The organism is Niabella hirudinis, assembly GCF_051201075.1.
In the GTDB taxonomy this organism is placed as follows: domain Bacteria; phylum Bacteroidota; class Bacteroidia; order Chitinophagales; family Chitinophagaceae; genus Niabella; species Niabella hirudinis.
The window spans coordinates 185,092-209,936 of record NZ_JBPEHJ010000002.1 but is presented as its reverse complement, the minus strand read 5'-3'; the positions used below and the strand labels follow the sequence as shown (position 1 = coordinate 209,936).

The following is a 24,845-nucleotide window of genomic DNA, read 5'->3' as shown; positions in this document are numbered from 1 at the left end:
ACTGGTTTCCAGTTTGTTCAAAACTTCCTCCCCCGGGCTTCGCTTGTTTTCGGGTATTGACATTTAAAACCGTTAAACAAAAGAATGAAGCTTTCACAATTTCAATTTGATCTGCCTCTTAACCTCATTGCACAACATCCAACAAAGAAAAGAGAAGATGCCCGCATGATGGTGGTACATCGCCAGACGGGGCAAATGGAAAACAAAAACTTCCGCGATATCCTGGATTATTTTGACGACAAAGATGTTTTTGTGGTAAATAATACCAAGGTTTTTCCGGCCCGTATGTATGGCCGTAAGGAAAAAACCGGCGCCAAAATTGAAGTATTCCTCTTAAGAGAATTGAATAAACAGAACCGCCTCTGGGATGTAATTGTGGACCCGGCCCGCAAAATCCGGGTGGGTAATAAACTCTATTTTGGCGAAAATGAAGAGCTGGTAGCCGAGGTGATCGACAATACGACCAGCCGCGGCCGTACGATCCGCTTTCTCTGGGAAGGATCAGAGGAAGCGTTCAAGGCTCAGCTGGAGGCCCTGGGCGAAACACCGTTGCCCAAGTACATTAAAAGGAAACCGGATGATGACGATAAGGAGCGCTACCAAACTGTTTATGCCAAACACGAAGGAGCCGTGGCAGCACCAACAGCCGGCCTGCACTTCAGCCGCGAACTGATCAAACGCCTGGAAATCAAAGGAATTCGTTTTTCCGAAGTAACCCTTCATACCGGATTGGGGACTTTTCGCCCGATTGAGGTAGAGGACCTCAGCAAGCATAAAATGGATGCCGAATATTATCATATTGATGATATGGCCTGCCGTGTTGTAAATAAGGCCAAGGAAAGTGGTCATCGCATTTGCTCAATTGGTACCACTACCATGCGCGCTATGGAATCTTCCTTTACCGCTCAAAAGCTGTTAAAGCCTTCCGAGGGATGGACGAACATGTTTATTCATCCTCCGTATGATTTCAATATTGCAAATGCATTGGTGACCAATTTTCACCTGCCCAAGACCAGCCTGATGATCATGACCAGCGCTTTTGCGGGGTATGAACTGACCATTGAGGCCTATAAAAAAGCAATTAAAGATAAGTATCGTTTCTTCAGCTATGGAGATGCATTGCTGATCATTTAAACGGATTTTTCCGGTGAAGCGTATAAAAAAAGCAGATCGTAAGACCTGCTTTTTTTGTATCCGGCAGTTGCTATTGCAGGGGGATGGGAATAAACCAGCCCTTGGGGTCGAGGTTCTTGTCATCCAGCATCAGGATAAAATCCAGTTTTCCATACCCGGTTTCATCATCACGTCCAACGGTGCCAATGACCTGTCCCGTTTTTACTTTTGAACCTTTTACAACCGCAGATCCGGCCAGGTTGCTATAAGCGGTCACATACCGTCCATGACGGATCACCACATAAAACGTACCGCTGATTTTAGAAACACTGATCACATCTCCTTCAAAAACAGCTTTTACGGGTGTATTTACCGGCGCAGAGAAGGTGCAGCCCGGATTATCGCCTACAATGTCGGGGCCGGCTCCCTCAATTTTAAACCGGCCAAATCCCTGTATAATGGTGCCTTTATCCAAAGGGTAGGGAATCTGACCCTTATAGAGACCAAAATCGCCGGTTAAGGCAGCATTGCTAATGGGGAAGGCGTTATGATGCTGGGGTGGAAGTATCGGGTACTGCCGCTGGGGTGCCGGCTCCGGGGCGGGCTCCTCTGCCTTGGCGGGGGGGGGCGGGGGTTCGGGGTGATAATAAAAATTCCGCAATGTTGCGATGGTTTTTTTGATCCGGCCAATCTCCCGGTCATTGTCCTGCACTTCTTCCAGGTTGAAAAAGCCGGGCTGCCGCGACATGCTGACAACATAACGTTCCTGCCCCTCAATTTTCCGGTTGAGCGTGGTTAGTTGTACCATCGCCTCTTTTGAAACGATTTTTGTACTGTTATATGCCCGTTGAATTTCGTTGACCTCATTGAGGATCAGTGCGCGTTCCTTTCGTAAAGTGGTTTTGGCATCATCCTGGGCAAATCCGGTACCGCTCAACAGTATAAATGCCAACCATAGCCCATTTCTTATCATAAACATAAGCACTCCAATTTTTTAACAGGGCTATTTTTTTGTTTTGTAGCCCTTCGGCACGGAAAATGGCGTATTTAACGCTTCATTTAAAGTGAAAGATTTATAGTCTAAATAAATTTCAATGTCTGTTTTGTATTTTACATTTATGGTTCTTGATTTTGGGAACTGGGCGTTGTTTATTTTCTCATACGCACCGTAAGTCAGTTCCGCTGTGCGTTTTTTGCCTGCATCCGCATCTTCCAACTTGCTTGTGGCCGGCAAATAGTCCGGTAACATTACATTGAGCAGGTTTCTGAAAAATTTTGTGCGGCTGGTAACCTGGAGGGTGTCGGCCAGTTTGGTATAACTGCTGTTGGCTTTGTCGATAAAGACCGGATTCCCTACCAGGAGGTCCTGCAGGGTGCCCAAATCAAGCGGCAGTCCCAGTTGCTCCTGTAAGTAAACGTAACTGGAAGAAATATATTGTTTATTGAGCTTATTAATTATCCGGACAGAATCTTCTGTAATGATTCCCCGGGCCACTTCAATACCCAATGGGCCAATTACCGATGCCCAGATGAGGCTGTCCCTGTGGATCTGCAGCTTTATATCAAAGTTCTTGGTATCTCCTTTGGCCTTGTAGGTTACCGCAGCCCTTCCGGAGAAGGTGGTATATTCAATATGATTGATTTTTTGGAGAACGGTGGAGATGGTCTCTATAGCCGCCACGCTGTCCTTTTTGCCGCTGGCATCATCGGTAGATGCTGTTTCTGTTTTTACGGAGCTGTCGGTTGCCGGAGGGGGCGGTGTCCGCTGTGCTTTTTTTGCTGAGTTGCAGGAAGCAAGGATCAGGGCTGCCGACAAAAACAAAGTAATGTATTTCATGCTGTGTTTTTTAAAAAAAACTGCCCGGCAGCTGATCTTAAAAAGCGCAGCCGCCCTGTGTATCAGATATTTTGTTAAAGCTGTTATTGTTTGCCGGTATGGCCAAATCCTCCCGCCGCCCGAACGGTTTCGCTCAGTACAACAGTTTCCACCCATTCCGCTTTTTCTACTTTTTGCACAACAAGCTGTGCAATACGATCGCCATGCTGAATAACCTGTTCTTCGTTCGAAAGATTGATCAGGATTACCTTTACTTCGCCCCGGTAGTCGGCATCAATGGTACCCGGGGTGTTCAGGCAGGTAAGCCCCTGTTTAACAGCCAGACCGCTGCGGGGCCTTACCTGTACTTCGTATCCCTCAGGGATTTCCATAAAAATTCCGGTAGGAATCAATGCCCGTTCCAGGGATTTTAAGGTAATGGGGGTTTCTAAATGAGCCCGAACATCCATGCCCGATGCACCGGTTGTTGCATAGCTGGGTAAGGGGTTGGTTGACTGATTGATGATTTTTATTTCGATTGCGGTCATTATAACAAAGTTAAACGCTTCGTACGAAAATTATATTACTTTAACATTTATGCGGAAGGCTTTTCCGGCAGGTTGCCAAAGGCAACATTATATGGATCGGGGCTGCAAGCCCCGATCAGCATTCTATTTTTTGCAGCAGCACAGTTGCCATGGCCATCAGTCCCTCTTCGCGGCCGATAGCGCCCATTTCTTCCGTGGTAGTAGCTTTGATAGAAATATCGGAGGTGGTTACTTTGAGTATTTCTGCGATCGTTTGCTGCATGGCCGGTACAAATTTTTTTATTTTGGGCTCCTGCAGGCAAAGGGAACTGTCTACATTCACGACTCTGTATCTTTTCTCCGAAATCAACTGTACGGTTTCTTTTAACAGGATCTTGCTGTCGATATCCTTATACCGCGGATCATTATTGGGGAAATGCACCCCAATGTCGCCCAGGCTCAGGGCGCCCAGCAGGGCATCGCAGATAGCATGCAGCAATACATCGGCGTCACTATGCCCCAGCGCACCCTTATGATGAGGTATTTTAATACCGCCGATCCAAAGATCGCGCCCTTCGGCAAACTGGTGAAAATCGATCCCCGATCCAATTCTGTAACTCATGTTTTTAATTTTTTAACCATTTGAGCCAATCATCTGCCACTTTATCCCAATTAAATCCCTCGTAGTTGATCTTTCCGGGGGCATCAACCGGAAAATAGTTGTACCCGGTGCCAATATAGGTATTAAAAACAATATTTTTCTTTTTTAAACGAATGCATTCGGTATGAAAATAGTCATTGAAGGGAGTACACCAGTCCTTACTGCCGTAAGATACCAGAACCGGAATGTTTAGTGCAAGTAAATGGGGAAGCAGCGGCGCTGAAAACTCAATCAGTGATTTGTTGGTATCGCCGGCCACGATCAGTTCCCCGGTAGCAATAAAGGGCTGGGATTGCAGGTGGCGGATAATGAAATTTGCTCTTTGTATATAATAACCGGTATTTAAGGTTTCCTGATGATGGCCAGATGATAAAATTCCGCAAGCCCATCCTGGTTGAAGGGAAAGACACCACAGGTATCCTTCCCATCTGTTTTAATCAGGGGCTGAGGCATGCTTTCCTGGAAGAACAGGAACAAGGGCTTTTTTATGTCCTCATTTCCCTTTTTCGATTTGATTAGAACATCAACCGGGTCGCCATTAAAATTGATTTTTATATAAGGGTAGTCAAAATCTTCTGGCGTTTTTACCTGAGCGAAGGAAACGAGATGGGTGTAGAAAATGCCAGGTAGCAAGAATGTTTTTTTGCTAAAAAACATAGATCGCCATTTTTGAAATGAAAATAATTCTTTTTGTATGAAGAATCGCTAAGTTGTTCTGATTCTTAATGGTTCTTAACTCCTTAATGTTTTTAAAACCTATTTTTGTTTGATGAACACGGAAGCATTATACCAGGTATACCTGGAGCACCCTGATGTGCAAACGGATACGCGCAAAATAAAAGAAGGTGAATTGTTTTTTGCATTGAAGGGCCCGAATTTTAATGGTAACCGGTTTGCCCAACAGGCCATTGATGCGGGTGCGGCAAAAGTAGTGATTGATGAAGCCGCCTGCGCAATTCCCGGCAAAACCATATTGGTGCCGGATGTATTGCAGGCACTGCAGCAGCTCGCCGCCTGGCATCGTGCCCGGTTTTCATTTCCGGTAGTGGCCATTACCGGCAGTAACGGAAAAACGACTACCAAAGAGCTGGTGCATGCCGTACTAAGTACTACCTATAAAGCCTATACTACAGAAGGAAACCTGAATAACCATATTGGGGTGCCGCTCACATTGCTGAAAATAAAAAACGATGCACAACTGGCCGTAATCGAAATGGGGGCTAACCACCTGGAGGAGATAAAAGGGTATTGTGCAATTGCCCGACCTACCCACGGGCTGATTACCAACGCAGGCAAGGCCCACCTGGAGGGTTTTGGCAGTGTTGAAGGGGTTAAAAAGGGAAAGGGGGAGCTGTATGACTTTTTAAGAGAGCGCGGCGATGGAACGGCCTTTGTAATGTGGGATTATAATTACCTGCGGGATATGAGCCGTGGTATTGCCCATATTGTCCGCTATGGCACGACTGATGCCGATATATTAGGAGACGCCACGGGGCAGGACGGCTTTCTTACCGTTGCGCTAAAACAGCCATTTGAAGCGCTTATTGAAACCCGGTTGGTAGGGGATTATAACCTGCCCAATGTACTGGCGGCCATCACCGCCGGACTGCATTTTAATGTTCCCATAGAAAAGATCAGGGCAGCTATTGAAGGGTATACACCTTCCAATAGCCGCAGCCAGCTTTTGGAAAAAGGAACCAATCGGATCATTTTGGATGCTTACAATGCTAATCCCAGCAGTATGAAACTGGCTATAGAAAACCTGGCAAAAATGGAGGGCGGCAAAAAGATCCTGGTATTGGGCGCTATGGCGGAAATGGGCCCTGCAACAGCAGCGGAACACGAGCAGGTAATACAATTGATCGGGCAGCACAGATGGAGTGATGTAATCCTGGTGGGCAACCCATTTGCCTTTTATAAAGACCTGTTCCGTTATTTTGAAAATTCGGCTGGGGCCGCAGCCTGGCTTCAGACGCATCAGCCGGAAAATGCCCTGCTACTGGTAAAAGGAAGCCGGAGCACACAGATGGAAAAAGTACTGGAAGCGCTTTGAACGTTTCATGTTTGAGGTTTCAAGTTTAACGCTGGATTCGTTCTCAAAGCCGAAAGCTGACCGCTGATAATCGTACCTTTGTATTTAAACGGGTAAATTATGGAACCGGAAAAAAGCAGCAGGGGCTACCTGGCTACTATTTTGGGCTGCTATTGTCCGCGGTGCAGGGAGGGGAAGTTGTTTGAAAAGCCCCTGGCCTTACGGATAAGAGGCGTACTGAAAATGAATAAATACTGTCCGGTATGCGCGCAGCCTACGGAGATAGAAGTAGGATTTTATTATGGCACGGGGTATGTCAGTTATTTTATTGCGGTTGCACTTACTGTATTTAGCGCGGTTTTGTGGTGGCTTACTGTTGGTTTTTCTGCAAAGGATAACCGGTTTATTTACTGGCTGATCTTCAATTCGGTGTTACTGGTATGCCTACAGCCCTGGCTGATGCGCTTTTCCCGTAGTTTATGGCTCTCCTGGTTTGTAAAATATGACCCGGACTGGCGGTACACAAAGCCGGAAGATGTGTCGGAACGGATGAACGAAGAGCAGGGAAATAACTGGTGAGGGGACGCGGTCAGAATTTCAGGTTTCAGTTTCAAGTTCAAAGTTCGGTGCTGACTTTGACGATTGACGATTCAGCATTCAGCACAAAGCCTACAGCATTTACAAAATATGTTCTCCAACACCTCCGAAATAATTGAAATACTGGGAACCATTGCTTTTGCTATATCCGGAACTTTTTCTGCAATGCAGCGGAAGCTGGATGTATTTGGCGTATTGATCATTGCCTTTGTAACATCGGTTGGAGGCGGTACCATCCGTGACCTGCTGATTGGTGATACTCCGGTAGCCTGGATGCGGGATGTACAGGTTTGCCTGGTGATCCTGGTCACTTCCATTGCCGCCATTATCTTTAAAACCTATATCCGGAAACTAAAAGTGACCCTCTTTTTATTTGACAGCCTGGGACTGGGTTTATTTACGGTGGTAGGATTGCAAAAGGGAATTAATTTTGGGCTGAACCCCGGCATTTGTATTGCATTGGGTACCATCACCGGTTGCTTTGGGGGCATTACCCGCGATATCCTTTTAAATACCATTCCGCTAATCTTCCGGAGAGAGATTTATGCCACGGTTTGTATTTTTGGCGGTGTGGTGTACCTGCTGCTGCTGCATTTTAAGATAAATACCGACATCAGCAAATTCATAGTAATTGCTATTATTTTTGTTACCAGGATCATCGTGGTGCAAAAACGGCTGTCGTTTCCAAGGATGCGATATTAATCTTTTAAGTTATACACCTCTCTCTTGTATATTTTCTTAGTTTTTTGATCACCTGCCGTTCGAAGGCCTTTGTTGCCTTTTTTGAAGAAGGAAACCACGGCAACGGCGGCGGAGAGGAGTAAAGCGTGGCATTGATCAGCCGCAGCTTTGATTGCTGATGATTCCCCGTAAAAATCATTTTGAAGAATTTCGTCCGGTAGGTCAGCGTGTCGCCCTCTTTTACTTTTGTATGATCCAGTAAATAAGCCGCCGTGTCTTTTGTATTCCTGAAATAAAAGATATTTTTTTCCGCATCAAAATTCAAACTGCTTTTAAAGCGTTTTGCGTAGTTTAACTGCAATGTGTTGAAGGCGGCAATTAGTTTCTTACCAGAGCAGTCAAAGGTGTATTCCTTGTTGAAAGCGTACTGCTCTGTGGCCATCTGGTCTGCGGTAAAAGCAAAAGAACTAATGATCAGGATGCTGTTGAATGCTATTTTATTTAACCGGTATACCGTATTGGTTTGTAAAACAAGAACGGAACAGGCAATACTGACCAGTGCAATATTATCTGTATAGTCTGCCACGCGTCCCACGGGGATGGAACAGGCGTTGAGCGCATCGATAAAGGGCTGCGACCCATCCGATTTCCACCATACGAACAGCAGTGCGGTAATAATATGGATCATTTTTTTCTTTGCAGGGAAAAGGGCGCTGAGGAAAAAGGGAAAGGCGAAGAGCCCGGCAAAATCAGAAAGCTTGCCCGTAAGATCATTGTGAAAAACGGGTTTTAGCAGCCAGTCGTTCAGTAGCAGCAACAGCACCGATAGCAGGAAGGCCGGGTGCCCGAGTTTTTGTTTTGCAGCATGCATTATGGTTCGTTTTTGACGTGTACCGCTAAAATAAATTATAAAAAAAGCCCCTGCTGTTAACAGGGGCTTAAATATCGGAGCGTATGGGGTTTTAGTGCTTTGTATCAGATGCCAGTCCTGCAGCCAGGTATTCCCGGTTGAGGCGGGCGATATTGGTGATCTCAATCTCTTTGGGGCAAACGGCTTCACAAGCGCCGGTGTTGGTACAGGAACCAAATCCTTCCTTATCCATTTGCGCAATCATATTTAATGCACGGTCCTTCTTTTCTGCTTCACCTTGTGGCAACAGTGCAAGGTGCGATACTTTGGCAGAAAGAAATAATAATGCTGAAGAGTTTTTACAGGCGGCTACACAGGCCCCACAACCGATACAGGCTGCAGCGGCGAAGGATTTGTCCGCATTTTCTTTAGGAATGGGGATCGCATTACCGTCCTGAGCATTTCCTGTATTTACAGAGATATAACCACCGGCCTGGATGATGCGGTCAAATGCGCTGCGGTCTACGATCAGATCTTTCACAACCGGGAATGCCTTGGCTCTCCAGGGTTCTACCACAACGGTATCGCCATCTTTAAAAGCACGCATATGCAGCTGGCAGGTAGTAGTACCGTGCCAGGGCCCATGCGGACGGCCGTTGATGTACATGGAGCACATGCCGCAGATGCCCTCGCGGCAATCATGATCAAAAGCGATGGGTTCTTTTCCTTCGCGGATCAACTGCTCGTTCAATACATCAAACATTTCCAGAAACGACATTTCCGAAGAAATATCGGATACTTTGTAGGTTTCGAATTTACCTCCGGTTTCAGCGTTTTTTTGTTTCCAAACTTTCAGGGTCAAATTCATTGAATAATGCTCCATAATCAAACTATAATGTGTAAATGTGACAAGTGTGAAAATATGTAAATAGAGATCACACGCCTGTCAAAACCATTCTTATTTTAAAAAATACAGCAGAGAGTGCGATAAAACTCAATAGTAATCTTCCTTTCATACTGCCCTTACTTGATATAATAATTTTTGATATAATCCGTATCAGTTCTCCACACATCTCTTTTAAAGAACTACTTACAGGATAATTTTCGCTTCGCTCACAAATCGACAACCAAAATAATGTTTCGTTTGCCTCTTTTACGGATATCTTCATTTTATGAACAAAATCCGACCTGCTTTCTGCATGTTGTGCCTCAAAAATATTTGCGCCGATAGATGTACCGCAACGCAATATTTGTTTTGCCACTACATATTTTTTCGCTCCTTCCAATAATTCCGAAAACCTTACTATTTCTACTCCAAAGGTTAAGGATTTTTCTACAATGATGTTTTTCGTTTCCATAATGTGAAATTTATAGGTGAACAATACATCAAATGTACTTATTCCCCCTAATTTTCACATTTCCAAATTCCCAAATTCCCACATTATTTATAGTTCCGCTGCGTTGGTTTAATTACCTCATAGTCCAACGGTTCTTTTTCCAGTTCCCAGGCGTTTTCGCCCTGTAGCTTCCACGCGGAAACATACATATACGGGTTGTCCTGACGCATGGCCTCACCATCCGGCGTTTGGCTTTCTTCGCGGAAGTGACCGCCACAGCTTTCATTACGCTCCAGCGCATCCATACACATCAGTTCGCCCAGTTCCAGGAAGTCGGCTACACGGCTGGCTTTGTCCAGTTCAGGGTTCATTTCATGAATGCCGCCGGGGATCCGCACGTTTTTCCAAAAGTCGGTGCGCAGGTCCCTGATTTCCTGGATGGCTTCTTTTAGTCCCTGTTCATTACGGGCCATGCCACATTTTTCCCACATGATCTTTCCCAGGCGTTTATGAAAACTTTCAACGGTTTGGGTACCCTGGATGCCCATAAGCCGGTTGATCCGTTCGTTTACCACTGTTTCTGCTTCCACAAATGAACGGTCGGTGGTGGGGATGGGTTTTACAGAGATCTCGTCTGCCAGGTAATTACCCAGCGTATAGGGGATCACAAAATAGCCATCTGCCAGGCCCTGCATCAGCGCCGAGGCGCCCAGGCGGTTGGCGCCGTGATCGCTGAAGTTGGCTTCACCCAGACAGAACAATCCTTTTACGGAGGTCATCAACTCATAATCTACCCAAAGTCCGCCCATTGTATAGTGCACTGCGGGGTAAATACGCATCGGCACTTCGTAAGGATTTTCACCCGTGATCTTTTCATACATATCAAACAGGTTGCCATATTCTTCTTTTACCACTTCTTTACCCAGGCGTATCAGTGTTTCGGTGTCCGGGTTTTGAATGCCATGCTTGTTGGCTTCTGCTTTTCCGTATTTATTAATGAGGTTATATTTAAAATCGAGGTATACGGCCTGTTTGGTGGTGCCTACGCCATAACCAGCATCACAGCGTTCTTTTGCTGCGCGGGAGGCTACGTCACGGGGCACAAGGTTCCCAAAAGCAGGGTATCTTCTTTCCAGGTAATAGTCTCTTTCTTCTTCGGGTATATCGTTGGCCTTGCGGGTGTCATTTTGTTTTTTGGGTACCCAGATCCTTCCATCGTTCCGGAGAGATTCCGACATTAGTGTCAGCTTGCTTTGATGATCGCCCGAAACAGGAATACAGGTAGGGTGGATCTGTGTGAAGCAGGGGTTGGCAAAATGCGCGCCTTTTTTGTGCGCCCGCCATGCGGCTGTAACATTGCTGCCCATGGCATTGGTAGAAAGATAAAAAACATTGCCATAACCGCCGGATGCCAGTATTACGGCATGCCCGAAAAAGCGCTCCAGCTGTCCGCTAACCAGGTTGCGGGCAATGATACCGCGTGCCTTGCCATCAATGATCACGATGTCCTGCATTTCATGGCGGTTGTACATTTTTACGTTACCCAGGGCTACCTGGCGTTCCAATGCCTGGTAGGCGCCGATCAGTAATTGCTGACCGGTTTGTCCGGCAGCGTAAAAGGTACGTTTTACCTGTACGCCTCCAAAGGATCGGTTGTTCAGCAAGCCGCCGTATTCCCGTGCAAAGGGTACGCCCTGTGCCACGCATTGGTCAATAATGTTTACGCTTACTTCTGCCAGCCGGTGTACATTGGCCTCGCGGGAGCGGTAGTCGCCCCCTTTAATGGTATCATAAAAAAGGCGGAAGACGGAGTCTCCATCGTTCTGGTAGTTTTTTGCTGCATTGATTCCTCCCTGGGCCGCAATAGAGTGTGCCCGGCGGGGCGAATCCTGGAAGCAAAAAGCTTTTACCTGGTATCCTTGTTCGCCCAGGGCTGCAGCGGCAGAAGCCCCGGCAAGCCCCGTTCCAATTACGATCACTTCCAGTTTCCGCTTGTTGGCAGGGTTTACCAATTTGCAGTGGCCCTTATAATCCGTCCATTTCTCTTCTAATTTTCCGGCGGGTATTTTTGAATCAAGCATATTTAAAACGTTTCTCGTTTATAGTTTCTTGTTTGAAGTTTTGTCTTTAAAAGTCGGGGGAGTTATTCACCATTCACTATTGCCTGTTCACTTCACCAAATGGTTACTGAATCCATCCAAAATAAAAACTTAAGGGCATCAGCATAAAGGCCAGACATATAACAACGGAAAACACAACACCTGTGGTTTTTACCAGGCTGATGTATTTATGATTGGTAAGCCCTAATGTTCTGCCTGAACTCTGGAAGCCATGCACGAGGTGCCAGAAAAGTGCAATAACGCCCAGTTCATAGACAAAAATGATCCAGGGGTATTCCGTAAACTGGTGTTTCATTTCACCAAACAGATCGTGGTACTCTTTTGCCCCGGGTGCGCCTTCGGTAACGATCTGGCCGGTAGCATTATCGATGAACATCGGCTCCAATCCGCCAAAACGGCTGGGGATCCAGAAATCGCTGATGTGGATTACTAAAAAGATCAGGATCAATGCGCCCAGGATGCCCATGGCACGGCTGTTCCAGCTGCTGCCCCGATTGCCCATTTTTACCGCATAGCCCACGCCGCGTTTGCTGCGGTTTTGGAGTTCCAGCACAATACCCTGAATGATGTGCAGCAGGAAAAATAAGAACAGACCGATCTCCAACACACGGGGCACCACGTTAGCTCCCATAAAATGGGCGGCTTTGTTAAACATTACTCCACCATCGTTTGCCCAGATACAGGCATTTAATCCCGCATGTACAATTAAGAAAAGGATTAAAAAAATGCCCGACAGCGCCATGGTTATCTTCTTGCCAACCGAGGAAGTGAAAAATTGCGACCAGTTCATATTTTCTTATAGAAGGTGAATAAATTGCAGACAAAGTTAACGCATCAGGTTTAATTTGATGACAAAAAAATGACAAGCAGGGAAAGGGGTAATTTGAAGATTTGCAAATGTGGAAATGCGAATAGTCAACCACCAACAGGGGCACAATGCTGATCAGCCCTGTGCAAGTGTACAAGTGTGCGACGCAACAAGGATGCCCTATGTGACTTGGACGGGCTAATAAATAGTATATCAGCTATTCATCAGCCGTTCAATATCTTCTGCTTCGATCGGCATGGTTTTCATCAGGTCGATATTCCCATTGCGGGTAAGCAGGAAATTGTTTTCGATCCGGATGCCCATTTGTTCTTCTTCTATATAGATGCCGGGTTCAATGGTTAGTACCATACCGGCTTTTAATGGTGAGCGGAAGGGGCCCAGGTCGTGCACATCGATACCGAGGTGATGGCTGATGCCATGGTAAAGATATTTGCGGTAGGCCCGGTTTTCGGGGTCTTCATTTTTAAGATCGGCTTTTGTGAGCAACCCCAGTTTGATGAACTCCCTGGTGGCTTCGTTGCCTATTTTTTCATGATAATCTATAATGGTAACGCCCGGCTTTAGTAGAGATGCTGCATAACGGTGCAGTCGTAAGCAGGCATTGTAAACTTCTTTCTGGCGTCTGGTAAATCTTCCGTTGACGGGTATGGTGCGGGTAAGATCCGCATTATAACCACCATATTCGGCTCCAAAATCCATCAGGATCAATTCGCCATCGCGGCATTGCTGGTTATTGCTTACATAGTGCAGGGTACGGGCGCGGTCGCCACTGGCAATAATGCTGCCATAACCTTCCCTTGTAGCGCGGTTACTGAGAAAAGCGTGGAGGATCTCGGCTTCAATTTCAAACTCCCAAACACCGGGTTTGATAAACTGTAATAAGCGGCGGAATGTTTTTTCGGTAATCCCGATCGCTTTTTTGATCACTTCCACTTCCTCGGGCGTCTTAATGGCACGCAACTCTTTCAGAACCGGGGCCGCCCGTTTGTACTGGTGCAGCGGAAATTTTTCTTTCAGTTCTTTTATATAGCGGTATTGCCGGGTTTCGATCCAGGAACTTTTACGGTCGTTTTCGTTAGTATCCAGATAAATCGTTTCAGCCGCATGGATCCAGGATATAAGCAGGGCCGGCAATGCATCCTGCCAAACAATGGTTTTAATACCGTTGATGCCGGTAGCCTCCCCTGCGCGCAGGCGTTTTCCATCCCATTTTTCCTTTAATTCGTTGGGACGTACCAGTACGAGGACCTCGCGGTATTTGGGGTCCGGATTGTCCGGGTACAAAATCACCATCGTATCTTCCTGTTGTATGCCAGAAAGCCAAAACAGGCTGCTGTTGGGCTTATACCGGTAAAGGGCATCGCCGTTTTCAGGAACTTCATCATTGGCTAAAAAAATGGCGATGGCGTTGCGTTCCATTTTGTCAGTGAATCGTTTCCGGTTTTTAATAAAGATCCGTGGATCCAGCGGTAAATATTTCATGTGTATGTATTTATCAGAATAACGCGGGGTTGCCAATACCGAACCCGTTGTTTATGGGTATCAAATATACGTAAAACAGCAGACCCATACTGATAAGCCCTGTCGTTTATACAAAAGAAAGAGCTGCCCTAAGAATAGGACAGCCTTCAAAATAAACACCACTTATACAAAAGTTAAATGGGCTTTTTTTTGCTTTCAATGTAAACCTCGATTCTTTTTTATTGAGTGGATAATGAACCTCAATAAAATATCTTAAGCATATACTTTTAATAATATTCCAAAAAAATGCGCATACCCTTTACAACGCGGGTAATTCAATGTCCTTACTCATTTTAATAATTAAACTGATATAACCGCCTTATTGCCGGAACTATCATAAGCAGGTTCAGGTTACAGGTTAAATTGCATCTATCAATTCTTTCTGGTTGTAAATTCAGTACACAAATATCTACTACTTTCCTAATCTCTGCAATACCCCAACCGGGGTATTTTTGAACGGCCTGTCAGAGTAGCATGGAATAAAAAATAAGCTCCTTTACGCTATTGCATTCCAGCTTTCTGAAGATGTTTTTCCGGTGTGTTCTTACGGTATCGGTCGCAATAAACAGGAGCTCAGCAATTTCGGTACTTGAATGCCCCTTGGAAAGGAACCGGCAGATCTCTTTTTCACGGGCGCTTAATTGCTCAATGCTTGTTTTGTATCTGGAGAGCATTTTCCTGTTCCTTAAATAGAAATCAATGGTTTTTACATATTCCAAAACATCTTCCCGGTCTAATTTTATAGATAGGGACACTTTTTTTCTTTTTGAAGGCGTGCTTTGATGGATGACCTCGATTTTGATTCCAAGGACGTTTTCATCATTGGCCAATTCTGTCTGTATGATTTTAGACAGGCTCCCTGTTCCATTTTTTTTATCAGAAACGGGATAATATGCCGGAACACTCCTGTTAGGCTCATCAGCAGAAACAGTCATAGTTAAGCGGTTAAAATTTTGCAGCTCAAAGGTATTTTTTATTAATATGTCAAAAATACCCCATTTGGGGTATTTTTAAAAAATATGCGGTGAACTGCTGATTCCGTTTTGGTTAGAGGAAAACAACCCCCAATTGTTTTGATTGGATGTAATTTGTTTGTTTTTATATGGTGGTAAAATTTTAAAAGTAAATTGAGGCTTCAACAGGGAAATGGTCTGATGGAAACTTGCCCCGGTAGGTGTCCGTTAATATACCCCATTTTACTGCCTTGCCGCCCCGGGTAATAAAGATATGATCAATGACCTCATTGCGGTTCAGCGCTTTTCCAAATGCATTAAATGATGCATTATTTTCATAAGGTTCTTTTACATCGCGGTAGGTATCCCTCAAAAGTCCGGAGCTGGCAAGGATCTTGTACCATTCCGAGTTCCGGTCGCCGTTGAAGTCGCCAACAAGGACCGTGTTTTCATTTTTTGCAATGTTCCGGATCATTTTCAGCATCAGCCTGGCGCTTTCTATCCGGGCAATGACTCCTTCATGGTCGAAGTGGACACTGAAGAAATACATTTTTTTACCGGTCTTTTTATCTTGTAAATGAACCCAGGAACAGATCCGGTTGCAGCATTTTGCATCCCATCCTTTTCCGGGTTTATCGGGTGTTTCCGACAACCAGAAATCGCCGGATTTCAGCAGTTTAAATTTGTCTTTTTTATAGAATATGGCGGAGTGCTCACCTTTATCACCGCCGTCATCACGCCCTTTTCCGTACCGGGCGTAACCGGGTAGCCGCTCACTGATATCATCCAGCTGATTTTTAAAACCCTCCTGGGTTCCAAATACATCAAAATCGTGGTAGCGGATAAGATTGGCCACGGGCGTAGCGCGGTCGGTCCAGAGATTTCCCTGGTCTGCGCTGGTTTCCATCCGGATATTAAAAGTGGCCACTTTGAGCTGTTGTGCGGCGGCATGGTAAAGAGTACCGCAGGCAAGTGTAAGTGCCAGTAAGTATTGCTTCATATTATAAGGTATTTAGTTGCAGGCATCGGGGAGCCAAGTTAATGCTTTGCCGGGGATTTTAACCTGGAAGGAGGAAAATTAATCAATATTGTATTACCGGATTGTTATCTTTTAGGAAACATGTATAACAGGCGGAACCGGATGCCTCTAAAAGCATTATCTTCACAAAGTTTCTTGTTATAAGGATATATTGGTGTAATTTTAATGTCTACTACCGGCGGTATATGCTTGCGATGCTTCAGAAAATCAGGGAAGGGGATCATGACTCATTTTATGAGTTTTACAACTTGTTTCATGCACGTCTGTATCAGTATATTTATAAGCATACCCGTTCGGAATGGCTGGCCGAAGAAACCGTGCAGCTAAGTTTTATTAAAATATGGGAACAGCGGGAAAAATTATCCACCGAGTATGGTTTATCTACGCAATTGTTCCGGGTGGCGAAATCCACCCTCATTGATCTGCTGCGTAAAAACAGGATCCGGGAGGTGGTAAGGCTTCCGCATTCCGAATCGGTTACCGGACAAAATTCAGCAATGACAGCCATTGAAATGAAGGATGACCTGAAGCAGGTAATGAAAGCCATCCATAATTTGCCGGTAATGCAGCAGGAGGTGCTGACACAGACCCGCATCAATAACCTTTCTCATAAGGAAACAGCCGCCCTGCTTTCCATTTCTCCAAAAACAATAGAAACACATATAACAAGGGCTGTACGCCGGTTGAAAAAAACGCTGCACTTTTTTTTATAAAAAAAGCATACCGATGTAGGGGTTTTTTTTAGCCTGTTCGAATAATAGGGTATGGAAATTTCCCCGGAAATATTGCAACGGTTTTTTGAGGGGGGCTGCTCCAAAGAGCAGGAGGCTGAAGTAAGAGTCTGGCTTTCTGCGCACCCCGATGTGCTTGCGCGCTATATGACGGAGCAGAGCTGGGAAGCGTTCCGGTATCATAACGGGTTACCTGCCGCTATATCCGCGCGCATACTCCGGCGTATAACTTTAAAAATGCAGGCGCGTACCCGTTATTGGAAATGGACGGCCGTTGCAGCTGCATTGGCTGTGCTGATAGGCCTTTCTTATTTCCTGATTCAGCCGGAGGCGCCGGACGCTGTGCCGGAGCCGGTGGCCATGGCCTGTACCCGAATAGAAAACACTTCGTTTGTTGTAAAAAACATCCGGTTACCGGATGGGTCGCAGGTGGCGCTGGCCCCGGGCAGTATCATCAGTTTTGATTCGGTATTTGGCAGGCGAAGGGATATTGCCTTAAAGGGCAACGCTTCTTTTTCTGTAGCAAAAGATCGTTCCAAACCCTTTTGCGTGCATACCCGCAATATTAATATTACAGCATTAGGAACGGTTTTTAGTGTTGAAGACAAGGATACCTTGTTGACGAGCGTACGGCTTTTAGAAGGAAAGGTGGTAGTGGGAAAAGAGCCGCACGTAGTAAAAAAAGTTGAAGTGGTATTTTTAGTTCCAGGCCAGGAATTATTGTTTAACAATAGCGATTTTTCCAATAAGGTGCAGCGGTTTGGGAACGGGCCTGCGCTCCAAAAGGCAGATGCGGAACCGCCAACGGGGCCCATTACCACCGTATTGGTATTTGACAATGAACCAATGGCCAATGTATTTAAAACGATAGAGCAACAGTATCATTTAAAAGTTGACTTTAAAGGACCGGAGGTGAGGAATATGCGCTTTACCGGCATGTACCGGCCATCTTCAGAAACTATTGAACAGTTTTTGAACACGCTTGCATTATTAAACCATCTTAGTATCGAAAAAACAAAGACAGGGTTCCGGATCGGCCTGGATGAATAAACGGGTGCCTGCCTTATAAATAAATCAACGCTGTTTATCTCCGGAAGGAGGTTGGATTTTTAAAGAAGAAAAACTAAATCAACATCTCTTATGAAGCAATTACGTATGGTACTGCTATGGCTTGCCTGTGCCCCTTTTATTGCATTTGGGCAAGACAATGGAACCAACTCGGCAACGGGTGTGGTAAAAAACGAGAAAGGAGAACCTCTTTCGGGGGCTTCCGTAGTTCTTGAAAAAGCCGGAGCGGGGGAAACCCCCGTACGCGGACTAACCGCAGTAACCAATCAGAATGGTATCTTCCAATTCAATAGGATTCCCCCGGGTTTGGGGTATCGTTTTATTGTGAGTTATGTGGGGTATGCGGCCGATACCCTGGAAGGCTATGAAGTAAATGAGACCAGCCGCATTTCTATAAGCGTGGAGCTGCAGCCCAGCAGCAGTGCGCTGGACAAGGTAGTGGTTATTGGTTATGGATCCATGCGCAAGAAAGATCTTTCGGCGGCCGTGGCAACCGTTCCGGACCTGGAGCAGGCCAAAAGCAGGCCGGTACTGGGCGTGGAAAATATGATGCAGGGAAAAGTGGCCGGGATCACGATTGTAAACGATGGAGGCCATCCCGACAGGGGCGCCCAGGTTGTAATCCGGGGTGTTGGTAACCGGAGCGGCGAAAGCCCGCTGTATGTGGTAGATGGGGTGCCCAACGCCCCCTATAACCCGGCGGATGTGGAATCCATTACGGTATTAAAAGACGCCGCTTCTGCTGCTATTTATGGGGCATTCTCGGGAGCGGCCGGTGTGATTCTGGTTACTACCCGGCAGGCCAGGAGTGGAACTCCTTCTGTTGAGTATGCCGGTTTTGTAGGAGCAAAGAGTGCCTGGCGCCTACCACAGTCGTTAACCGCACAAAAGGAAGCCGAAGTGGCTAATCTGGCTGCAGCCAATGCCGGGGTACTGCCATTAGACGGGTGGAATGCGGCTAAAAATCCCTATGCACAGGAAACACGCACGGACTGGATCGGTTCCATTTTCCGCACGGGGCTTATCCAGCGCCATACCGTAACCCTGAACGCGGGTACCGAAAAATTCAGCACCCTGTTCCAGGGGCGTTATGAAGAAAACCAGGGTACACTTCTGAATACTTATGCAAAGAATATGTCGTTCCGGTTCAACGCCGGTTATCAGATTGCTTCGAATGTAAAATTCAGACAAGAGCTATTTTACAACAACAGCGACAGCCGGGGTACCGGTACATTTAGCGGTTATGACGGCACCATCCTGTCGGCGATCTATATGCCGCGTTCGGCTACAGTCTATTACCCGGACGGCAGCTTTGGCGGCGTAGGTCCAAGAGAGGATAAGGATTACCTGGGTATCCATGGCGATGTGGTAAACCCTGTAGCTACCCTGCTGCGGAATAAGCCCGATAATAAGGGGTTGGATATACAGTCGGTTTCTGAATTAACGATCAATAACCTGTTTACACACGGACTTTCGTTCATTACCCGTTTCTCCTACCGTCAGGGACAATCCTTGTATAAGAATTTCATACCCCGCCGCACAGAGCCGGGGAAACCCAATAACTCCAACCAGCTGGATTATTCTACGGATAAGCGCAATAACTGGATTTGGGAAAATACGCTGAATTACGCCCGCGTATTTAACGGGCACAATATCGGTTTGATGCTTTCCACCACGGCACAGCAGAATGCGGCAAAAGGGTTTAGTGCTTCGGCAAAGACCTTTGATGATGAAGCCAGCTGGGCTCAGTTTTTCGCATTTGCTGATAATTTTACCGATATCAAACCTAACGATTGGGATTGGAAGGACCGCAACCAATCGTATGTAGGCCGGTTCTCTTATAGCTGGGCCGACCGCTATTTTATGACGGCTAGTTTGAGAAATGATATTGCAGGCCGGCTTCCGGAACAAAACCGGTCGAAATATTTCCCCGGTGTAACGGCCGCCTGGAAACTCAGTTCAGAGCCCTTCTTTAATGTGCCCCTGGTAAACCTGCTGAAATTCAGAGCCAGCTGGGGACGCATCGGGAACATAAACTCCGTTGGGCTGTATTACGGGTATCCCACACTTACAAGAGGCAACTCCAACCAGATTGGTACGGGAGCTCCTGAAAGCTTTGTTTACTACCTGGCTAGTTTGCACAATCCTAAACTGAACTGGGAAACCTCCGAGCAAAAAGACCTCGGTATTGATATCAGCTTGCTGGATGAACGGTTGAATATTACAGCCGATTATTTTGATAAGCTGACCATCGATCTGATAGCAACGCAAAGCAATAACTGGCCGGTAGCTATGGGTTTTGGCGCGCCCCTGATTAACCAGGGGAAAGTCAAAAACACCGGTCTGGAATTCAGCGCTACCTGGAAGGGGACGATCGGTGCAGTGGGATATGACATCAACGGGAATTTTGCCACACTGAAGAACCGGGTGGCTTATATTGATGAAAATCCGGAATCTGCCTGGAACGATGGCGACACCTGGAGGGGAACCATCAGCCCTTACCGTTCGGTTGTAGGACAGCCGTACCGGTCTTTCTGGCTGTATCAGACCGGAGGAATTTTTCAGACCGATCAGGAAGCTGCTGCTTATGTAGGACCGAATGGAGAGCGGATACAGGGAAAAGCCAAAGCCGGTGATCTGAAGTTTATTGATCAGAACGGCGATGGTAAACTGAATGAAAAAGACCGCGTGTTTATGGGGAATGCCTTTCCTAAAGTTACCTATGGTTTTACGGCAAATGCGTACTGGAAAAACTTTGATTTCAGTATGTTCTGGCAGGGCGTAGGCGGTGTAAAGCTGTTCCATATATTTAAGGAATCTACGCTCAATGCGTCGGAGCAGGGCTATAATCGCTGGGATAAGATACTGGATGCCTGGTCGCCTACCAATACCGGGGGAACGATCCCGCGTATATCTTCCAATGACCCCAATAATAATTTTCAGACACCCTCCGACTGGTATCTGGAAAACGGGAATTACCTGAGATTAAAAAGTGTAGTGCTGGGCTATAATTTCAACAAATTGTACCGCAATATGAAACTGCGGGTATATGTAAGCAGTGATAACCTGCTCACCATTACCAAATACTCCGGTATGGATCCTGAAGTAGGCGGTTTTGGTTTTGATGGCGGCCAGTTTCCTGTGTCCAGGGTCTATGCAGCGGGTGTTAAGTTGACTTTTTAAAAAATGGATGAAGCGAAAACTAAAATCAGTATATGAAAAATAATATTACCTGTTTAATAATAGCCGTTGTGTTTTTGTGCAGCTCCTGCAGCAAGAACTGGGTGGATACAAAACCGCAGGGCGTTCCATCTACAGCATATCAATGGGATGGGGAAAAGAATGTTTTAAAGGCGATAGGAGCCTTATATGCCCCAATGCGCAATGAAGGTACCTGGGGGCGAAACCTTTTCTGGATGCAGAACGCCAGTGATGATCTGATCGTAGGACGCACCAAGGCAGATGGTGAAAATATTAAAAACTTTATTTGTACCGGTAACGAAGGCTATATGCGAGATGGCTGGAACGATCTTTACTGGATGCTGAATAAAGCCAACCAGGCGGTTGCGGGCGTACCTACTGCTACCAATATTCCGGAAGACCTGAAGAAGCAGGTATTGGGAGAGGCTTATTTTATGCGCGGCTTTTCACACTTTTGGCTGGCCTATCTCTGGGGGCATAAGGATCAGGGGGTGCCCTATGATGCCATTGAGAACCCCGAATTTGGAAAACGCGTACCTCCACAGCTGAAGTCGGTTACGGATAATTATGCCGCCATCGCGGCAGACCTTCAGAAGGCTGCAGATCTGTTGCCGTTGTTTAGCACTTACGATGATGCTAATAAAGGACGGGCGCATAAGGCTGCAGCGCTGGGCTACCTGGTAAAAACCTACGCCTATTGGGCACAGTTTGATGCCAGCAAATGGGCGTTGATCCCTGCGGTCTGCGACCGGATCAAAAACGAATGTGGCCGCGCATTGATCACCGGAATGGCAACACCGGCGGAGAATTATAAAGCTGTTTTTAAAGTAGCCAATAACTGGAGCAGCGAGTATATCTGGTCGGTAACCTCGGGAACAATCGGTGGCTCCGAGTTCCCGGGTGTAGTACTGGAAAATAAGGGCTGGGGCATTTATAACGGCTGGGGCTATTTTCAACCAACGGAAGAATTGTATGATGAGTATGAAGCCAATGACCCCCGAAGGGAAACAACGATCTTAAAGTTCGGAGATAAGTTTACCTTTTTTGGTGTCCAGCGTAGCTATTCGTCCTCCAATAGCCTGTCTGGTTTCCAGATTAATAAATATATGGAACCGTTTAGTTATGGTACTAACAATGAACCCAAGACGAATGACAAGATCAACCAGAACGGGGACTATCCCACCACTGCACTAAACCTGCCGTTAATGCGTTATGCGGAGATCCTCTTATTTAAAGCGGAGGCGCTGATCCAACAGGGAAAGAACGGAGACGCTGCCGCACCGTTGAACGAAGTACGGGCAAGGGTGGGCCTGTTACCGATCGCCAATCCCACGCTCAATGATCTGAAGCACGAACGCCGCTGCGAACTGGCCTGTGAATGGACAGACCGCCTGATGGACCTGAAACGCTGGAATGATGTGGCAAAGATCAATGCGCCGTTGCATGGGCGTATTCATGCGGATAAGTCGAATCCGGCGTCTCCCTACACCGTTCAGCAGGTTTGGCCGGCCCGTAGTTATACCCAAACAAAAATGGCATGGCCCATTGCACCGGACGAAATCAACCTCAGCGGTGGCGCCTATAAGCAAACACCGGGATGGTGATCGCTGTTTGAAGCTATACACCCCGGCGTGTTGCGCACGGTCTGTTTATCTACCCTGCCAAATAAGATAGGAGACTGTCTTAAAAGTCTTTATTTTGTCATGCAACCTGTTTGAGTATCTAAAGGTGATTGTTAGTCAATAGATGTTGAAACAAGAATAGATCCCGGGTCAAGCCCGGGATGACATCTTCAGAGCGACATCGCGCTGCAAAGCGACTTTTGAGACAGCCTCCAATTATTTTGGAATACAATGGCTGCGAAAGGATGCCGCAGGACTTTTAAAATAAGCCGTATAACTGCGCATCAATCTTGGAGATGATGGTTCCAAAATCTTCGCTATTGTCTGCAAAATTATTTTTGTCTACATCAATGATCAGCAGTTTGCCTTCCTTATAAGATCCGATCCATTTATTGTAGTACTCATTTAGCCGTTTTAGATAGTCGAGCCGGATGTTTTCTTCATATTCCCGGCCGCGTTTCTGAATCTGGCCCACAAGTGTGGGAACCGATGCATTCAGGTAAATCATCAGGTCTGGCGGGCGCACCATTGATTTTAGTGTTTGAAAAAATTGAAAGTAATTGTCGAAATCGCGCTTGCTCATCAGACCCATTTCATGCAGGTTGGGTGCAAAAATATTGGCATCCTCGTAAATGGTGCGGTCCTGTATCACCGTTTCGGTACCGTTCTGGATGTCGAGCAACTGCTTTAACCGGCTGTTCAGAAAATAGATCTGCAGGTTAAAGCTCCAGCGGGGCATATCGTCATAAAAATCCATCAGATACGGGTTGTGGTCCACATCTTCAAAGTTGGGGATCCATTTATAGTGCTTGCTCAGCATCTCCGTTAAGGTGGTTTTACCGGCACCAATGTTGCCGGCTATGGCAATATGCTTGGGTTTGGATTTCGATTTAGCCATATATGGAAGGTGATAGGACGAAGGGTTTTGATTTGAAAAGTAACCATTCTTTTTCAAATGGGTTTGTTTTTCTTAAAAGTATTTCAGGCCCATCGCCTGGCGAACCAGTTGCATGGTTTTTTCTGCATTCTCCGCGGCTTTTTGTGCGCCCACTTTTAAAATAATGCTAAGGGCCTGTTCGTCTTCCCGGATGGCTTTTGCTTTTTCCCGGATGGGGCTGATAAAGCGCACCATATCTTCTGCCAGTTGTTTTTTAAGATCGCCATAGCGAATGGAGCAGGCATTAAAATCTGCCTCGTATTTTTCGATAACAGCGGGGTCGCTTACCAGTTTCATCAGGTCGAAAATATTAACGATATAATCTGGCTTTTCAGCATTGGGTTCTGTAGGACCGGAGTCCGTTTTTGCCTTCATCACTTTCTTACGGATCATATCGTCATCATCGGATAAATAGATGGTGGCATACTGGTTTTCACTCTTGCTCATTTTTCCCGCGCCATCCAGGCTGGGCACTTTCAGCAGTTGTTGCCCGAAGTTGAAGGCCTTTGGCTCGGGAAAAACATCGCCATAGCGGTGGTTAAAGCGGTTGCCAAAAGTACGTGTCATTTCCAGGTGTTGTTCCTGGTCCTTACCCACGGGCACGTAGTGCGCGCGGTGAATGAGGATGTCGGAAGCCATCAGCACCGGGTAGGTCAATAGTCCGGCATTTACATTTTCCGGTTGTAGTTTTACTTTATCTTTAAAGGTGGTGGTTTTTTCCAGCTCCCCTTTATAGGCAAGCATATTCAGGAAAAGATACAGCTCGGTTGTTTGGGGCAGATCACTTTGACAGTACAATACACATTTATCGGGATCCAGCCCGCTGGCCAGGTAATAGGAAGTAACAGAAAGTATATGTTCCCTTAATTCTTTTGTATCGGGGTGCGTGGTTAATGAGTGCAGGTCTGCAATAAAAAAATAACAATTATATTCCTCCTGCATTTTTACGTAGTTTCGTAATGCTCCAAAATAATTTCCCAGGTGGAGCTGGCCGGTTGGGCGCACCCCGCTTAAAACGATTTCTCCTTTTTTATTCATAGGCGGCAAAGATAATTAAAGTTTGATGTTTGAGGTTTGACGTTTCATGTTTCAAGTTTCAGTTTCAAGTTCCAGGTTTGAAGTCCCTGATCCTGAAACCTCGTTCTGGAAACGGGAGAGGGCTTTTTATGCTGCAGTGCCGCCGCCCCTGTTTTTTTCTGCACTGCACGGT

The 24,845-nt window shown here is 46.2% G+C and carries 24 protein-coding genes; 8 read left to right on the top strand and 16 right to left on the bottom strand.

All coding sequences use genetic code 11. The features are described 5' to 3' along the window. Nucleotides 1-84: 84 nt before the first annotated feature. Complete coding sequence (gene queA, locus GGU45_RS04240) at nucleotides 85-1,134, top strand: tRNA preQ1(34) S-adenosylmethionine ribosyltransferase-isomerase QueA (protein ID WP_435222324.1); 1,050 nt, start codon at nucleotides 85-87, stop codon at nucleotides 1,132-1,134. Between the two features lie 70 nt (nucleotides 1,135-1,204). Here queA and GGU45_RS04235 read toward each other — a convergent pair whose 3' ends face one another. The 6 genes from GGU45_RS04235 to GGU45_RS04210 all read right to left on the bottom strand — a co-directional run bounded on the left by GGU45_RS04235 (nucleotide 1,205) and on the right by GGU45_RS04210 (nucleotide 4,774). Continuing rightward, nucleotides 1,205-2,092 (bottom strand): murein hydrolase activator EnvC family protein, encoded by an 888-nt coding sequence (locus GGU45_RS04235; RefSeq protein ID WP_435222322.1) that lies wholly within the window; start codon nucleotides 2,090-2,092, stop codon nucleotides 1,205-1,207. 24 nt (nucleotides 2,093-2,116) lie between these two features. Then, nucleotides 2,117-2,950, bottom strand: coding sequence for a lipoprotein insertase outer membrane protein LolB1 (gene lolB1, locus GGU45_RS04230; RefSeq protein ID WP_435222320.1), 834 nt, complete (start codon nucleotides 2,948-2,950; stop codon nucleotides 2,117-2,119). An 83-nt stretch (nucleotides 2,951-3,033) separates the two neighbouring features. Further along, nucleotides 3,034-3,477, bottom strand: a complete 444-nt coding sequence (dut, locus tag GGU45_RS04225) for a dUTP diphosphatase (protein WP_435222318.1) — start codon at nucleotides 3,475-3,477, stop codon at nucleotides 3,034-3,036. Between the two features lie 115 nt (nucleotides 3,478-3,592). Further along, nucleotides 3,593-4,078: a 2-C-methyl-D-erythritol 2,4-cyclodiphosphate synthase gene (gene ispF / locus GGU45_RS04220; protein WP_435222316.1), complete on the bottom strand. Its 486-nt coding sequence runs from the start codon at nucleotides 4,076-4,078 to the stop codon at nucleotides 3,593-3,595. Nucleotides 4,079-4,082: 4 nt separating this feature from the next. Continuing rightward, nucleotides 4,083-4,376, bottom strand: coding sequence for a hypothetical protein (locus GGU45_RS04215; RefSeq protein ID WP_435222314.1), 294 nt, complete (start codon nucleotides 4,374-4,376; stop codon nucleotides 4,083-4,085). Between the two features lie 83 nt (nucleotides 4,377-4,459). Further along, nucleotides 4,460-4,774, bottom strand: coding sequence for a hypothetical protein (locus GGU45_RS04210; protein ID WP_435222312.1), 315 nt, complete (start codon nucleotides 4,772-4,774; stop codon nucleotides 4,460-4,462). 112 nt (nucleotides 4,775-4,886) lie between these two features. Here GGU45_RS04210 and GGU45_RS04205 point away from each other — a divergent pair, with 112 nt between their 5' ends. The 3 genes from GGU45_RS04205 (at nucleotide 4,887) to GGU45_RS04195 (ending at nucleotide 7,448) form a co-directional block, all read left to right on the top strand. Beyond that, entirely contained in the window at nucleotides 4,887-6,170 is a 1,284-nt protein-coding gene (locus GGU45_RS04205) for a UDP-N-acetylmuramoyl-tripeptide--D-alanyl-D-alanine ligase (RefSeq protein WP_435222311.1), read from the top strand. Nucleotides 6,171-6,269: 99 nt separating this feature from the next. Further along, nucleotides 6,270-6,728, top strand: a complete 459-nt coding sequence (locus tag GGU45_RS04200; RefSeq protein ID WP_435222309.1) for a DUF983 domain-containing protein — start codon at nucleotides 6,270-6,272, stop codon at nucleotides 6,726-6,728. Nucleotides 6,729-6,836: 108 nt separating this feature from the next. Further along, nucleotides 6,837-7,448: a trimeric intracellular cation channel family protein gene (locus tag GGU45_RS04195; RefSeq protein ID WP_435222307.1), complete on the top strand. Its 612-nt coding sequence runs from the start codon at nucleotides 6,837-6,839 to the stop codon at nucleotides 7,446-7,448. 4 nt (nucleotides 7,449-7,452) lie between these two features. On the opposite strand, the gene GGU45_RS04190 is transcribed toward GGU45_RS04195, so the two are convergent. The 8 genes from GGU45_RS04190 to GGU45_RS04155 all read right to left on the bottom strand — a co-directional run bounded on the left by GGU45_RS04190 (nucleotide 7,453) and on the right by GGU45_RS04155 (nucleotide 16,037). Then, complete coding sequence (locus GGU45_RS04190) at nucleotides 7,453-8,298, bottom strand: hypothetical protein (protein WP_435222306.1); 846 nt, start codon at nucleotides 8,296-8,298, stop codon at nucleotides 7,453-7,455. A 91-nt stretch (nucleotides 8,299-8,389) separates the two neighbouring features. Continuing rightward, complete coding sequence (locus GGU45_RS04185) at nucleotides 8,390-9,160, bottom strand: succinate dehydrogenase/fumarate reductase iron-sulfur subunit (protein ID WP_435222305.1); 771 nt, start codon at nucleotides 9,158-9,160, stop codon at nucleotides 8,390-8,392. Nucleotides 9,161-9,212: 52 nt separating this feature from the next. Next, complete coding sequence (locus tag GGU45_RS04180) at nucleotides 9,213-9,635, bottom strand: four helix bundle protein (protein ID WP_435222304.1); 423 nt, start codon at nucleotides 9,633-9,635, stop codon at nucleotides 9,213-9,215. An 83-nt stretch (nucleotides 9,636-9,718) separates the two neighbouring features. Further along, nucleotides 9,719-11,695 (bottom strand): fumarate reductase/succinate dehydrogenase flavoprotein subunit, encoded by a 1,977-nt coding sequence (locus tag GGU45_RS04175; RefSeq protein ID WP_435222303.1) that lies wholly within the window; start codon nucleotides 11,693-11,695, stop codon nucleotides 9,719-9,721. A gap of 103 nt (nucleotides 11,696-11,798) precedes the next feature. Continuing rightward, a complete protein-coding gene (locus GGU45_RS04170) occupies nucleotides 11,799-12,524 on the bottom strand; it encodes a succinate dehydrogenase cytochrome b subunit (RefSeq protein ID WP_435222301.1) in 726 nt (241 codons plus the stop codon). Nucleotides 12,525-12,755: 231 nt separating this feature from the next. After that, nucleotides 12,756-14,045 (bottom strand): aminopeptidase P family protein, encoded by a 1,290-nt coding sequence (locus tag GGU45_RS04165; RefSeq protein WP_435222299.1) that lies wholly within the window; start codon nucleotides 14,043-14,045, stop codon nucleotides 12,756-12,758. A gap of 503 nt (nucleotides 14,046-14,548) precedes the next feature. Continuing rightward, complete coding sequence (locus GGU45_RS04160) at nucleotides 14,549-15,019, bottom strand: helix-turn-helix transcriptional regulator (protein WP_435222297.1); 471 nt, start codon at nucleotides 15,017-15,019, stop codon at nucleotides 14,549-14,551. A 181-nt stretch (nucleotides 15,020-15,200) separates the two neighbouring features. After that, nucleotides 15,201-16,037 (bottom strand): endonuclease/exonuclease/phosphatase family protein, encoded by an 837-nt coding sequence (locus GGU45_RS04155; RefSeq protein WP_435222295.1) that lies wholly within the window; start codon nucleotides 16,035-16,037, stop codon nucleotides 15,201-15,203. A gap of 233 nt (nucleotides 16,038-16,270) precedes the next feature. Here GGU45_RS04155 and GGU45_RS04150 point away from each other — a divergent pair, with 233 nt between their 5' ends. The 4 genes from GGU45_RS04150 (at nucleotide 16,271) to GGU45_RS04135 (ending at nucleotide 22,680) form a co-directional block, all read left to right on the top strand. Continuing rightward, on the top strand, nucleotides 16,271-16,789 hold the full coding sequence (locus GGU45_RS04150; RefSeq protein WP_435222293.1) for an RNA polymerase sigma factor: 519 nt from the start codon (nucleotides 16,271-16,273) through the stop codon (nucleotides 16,787-16,789). A gap of 51 nt (nucleotides 16,790-16,840) precedes the next feature. Beyond that, the gene (locus tag GGU45_RS04145) at nucleotides 16,841-17,857 is read left to right on the top strand and encodes a FecR domain-containing protein (RefSeq protein WP_435222291.1); all 1,017 of its coding nucleotides are present in this window, start codon (nucleotides 16,841-16,843) and stop codon (nucleotides 17,855-17,857) included. Nucleotides 17,858-17,947: 90 nt separating this feature from the next. After that, on the top strand, nucleotides 17,948-21,058 hold the full coding sequence (locus tag GGU45_RS04140) for a SusC/RagA family TonB-linked outer membrane protein (protein ID WP_435222289.1): 3,111 nt from the start codon (nucleotides 17,948-17,950) through the stop codon (nucleotides 21,056-21,058). Between the two features lie 32 nt (nucleotides 21,059-21,090). Continuing rightward, nucleotides 21,091-22,680 (top strand): RagB/SusD family nutrient uptake outer membrane protein, encoded by a 1,590-nt coding sequence (locus GGU45_RS04135; RefSeq protein ID WP_435222287.1) that lies wholly within the window; start codon nucleotides 21,091-21,093, stop codon nucleotides 22,678-22,680. 277 nt (nucleotides 22,681-22,957) lie between these two features. On the opposite strand, the gene GGU45_RS04130 is transcribed toward GGU45_RS04135, so the two are convergent. Both GGU45_RS04130 and trpS read right to left on the bottom strand, forming a co-directional pair. After that, the gene (locus GGU45_RS04130) at nucleotides 22,958-23,596 is read right to left on the bottom strand and encodes a deoxynucleoside kinase (RefSeq protein WP_435222284.1); all 639 of its coding nucleotides are present in this window, start codon (nucleotides 23,594-23,596) and stop codon (nucleotides 22,958-22,960) included. A 72-nt stretch (nucleotides 23,597-23,668) separates the two neighbouring features. Further along, a complete protein-coding gene (trpS, locus tag GGU45_RS04125; protein WP_435222283.1) occupies nucleotides 23,669-24,673 on the bottom strand; it encodes a tryptophan--tRNA ligase in 1,005 nt (334 codons plus the stop codon). Nucleotides 24,674-24,845: the final 172 nt, after the last annotated feature.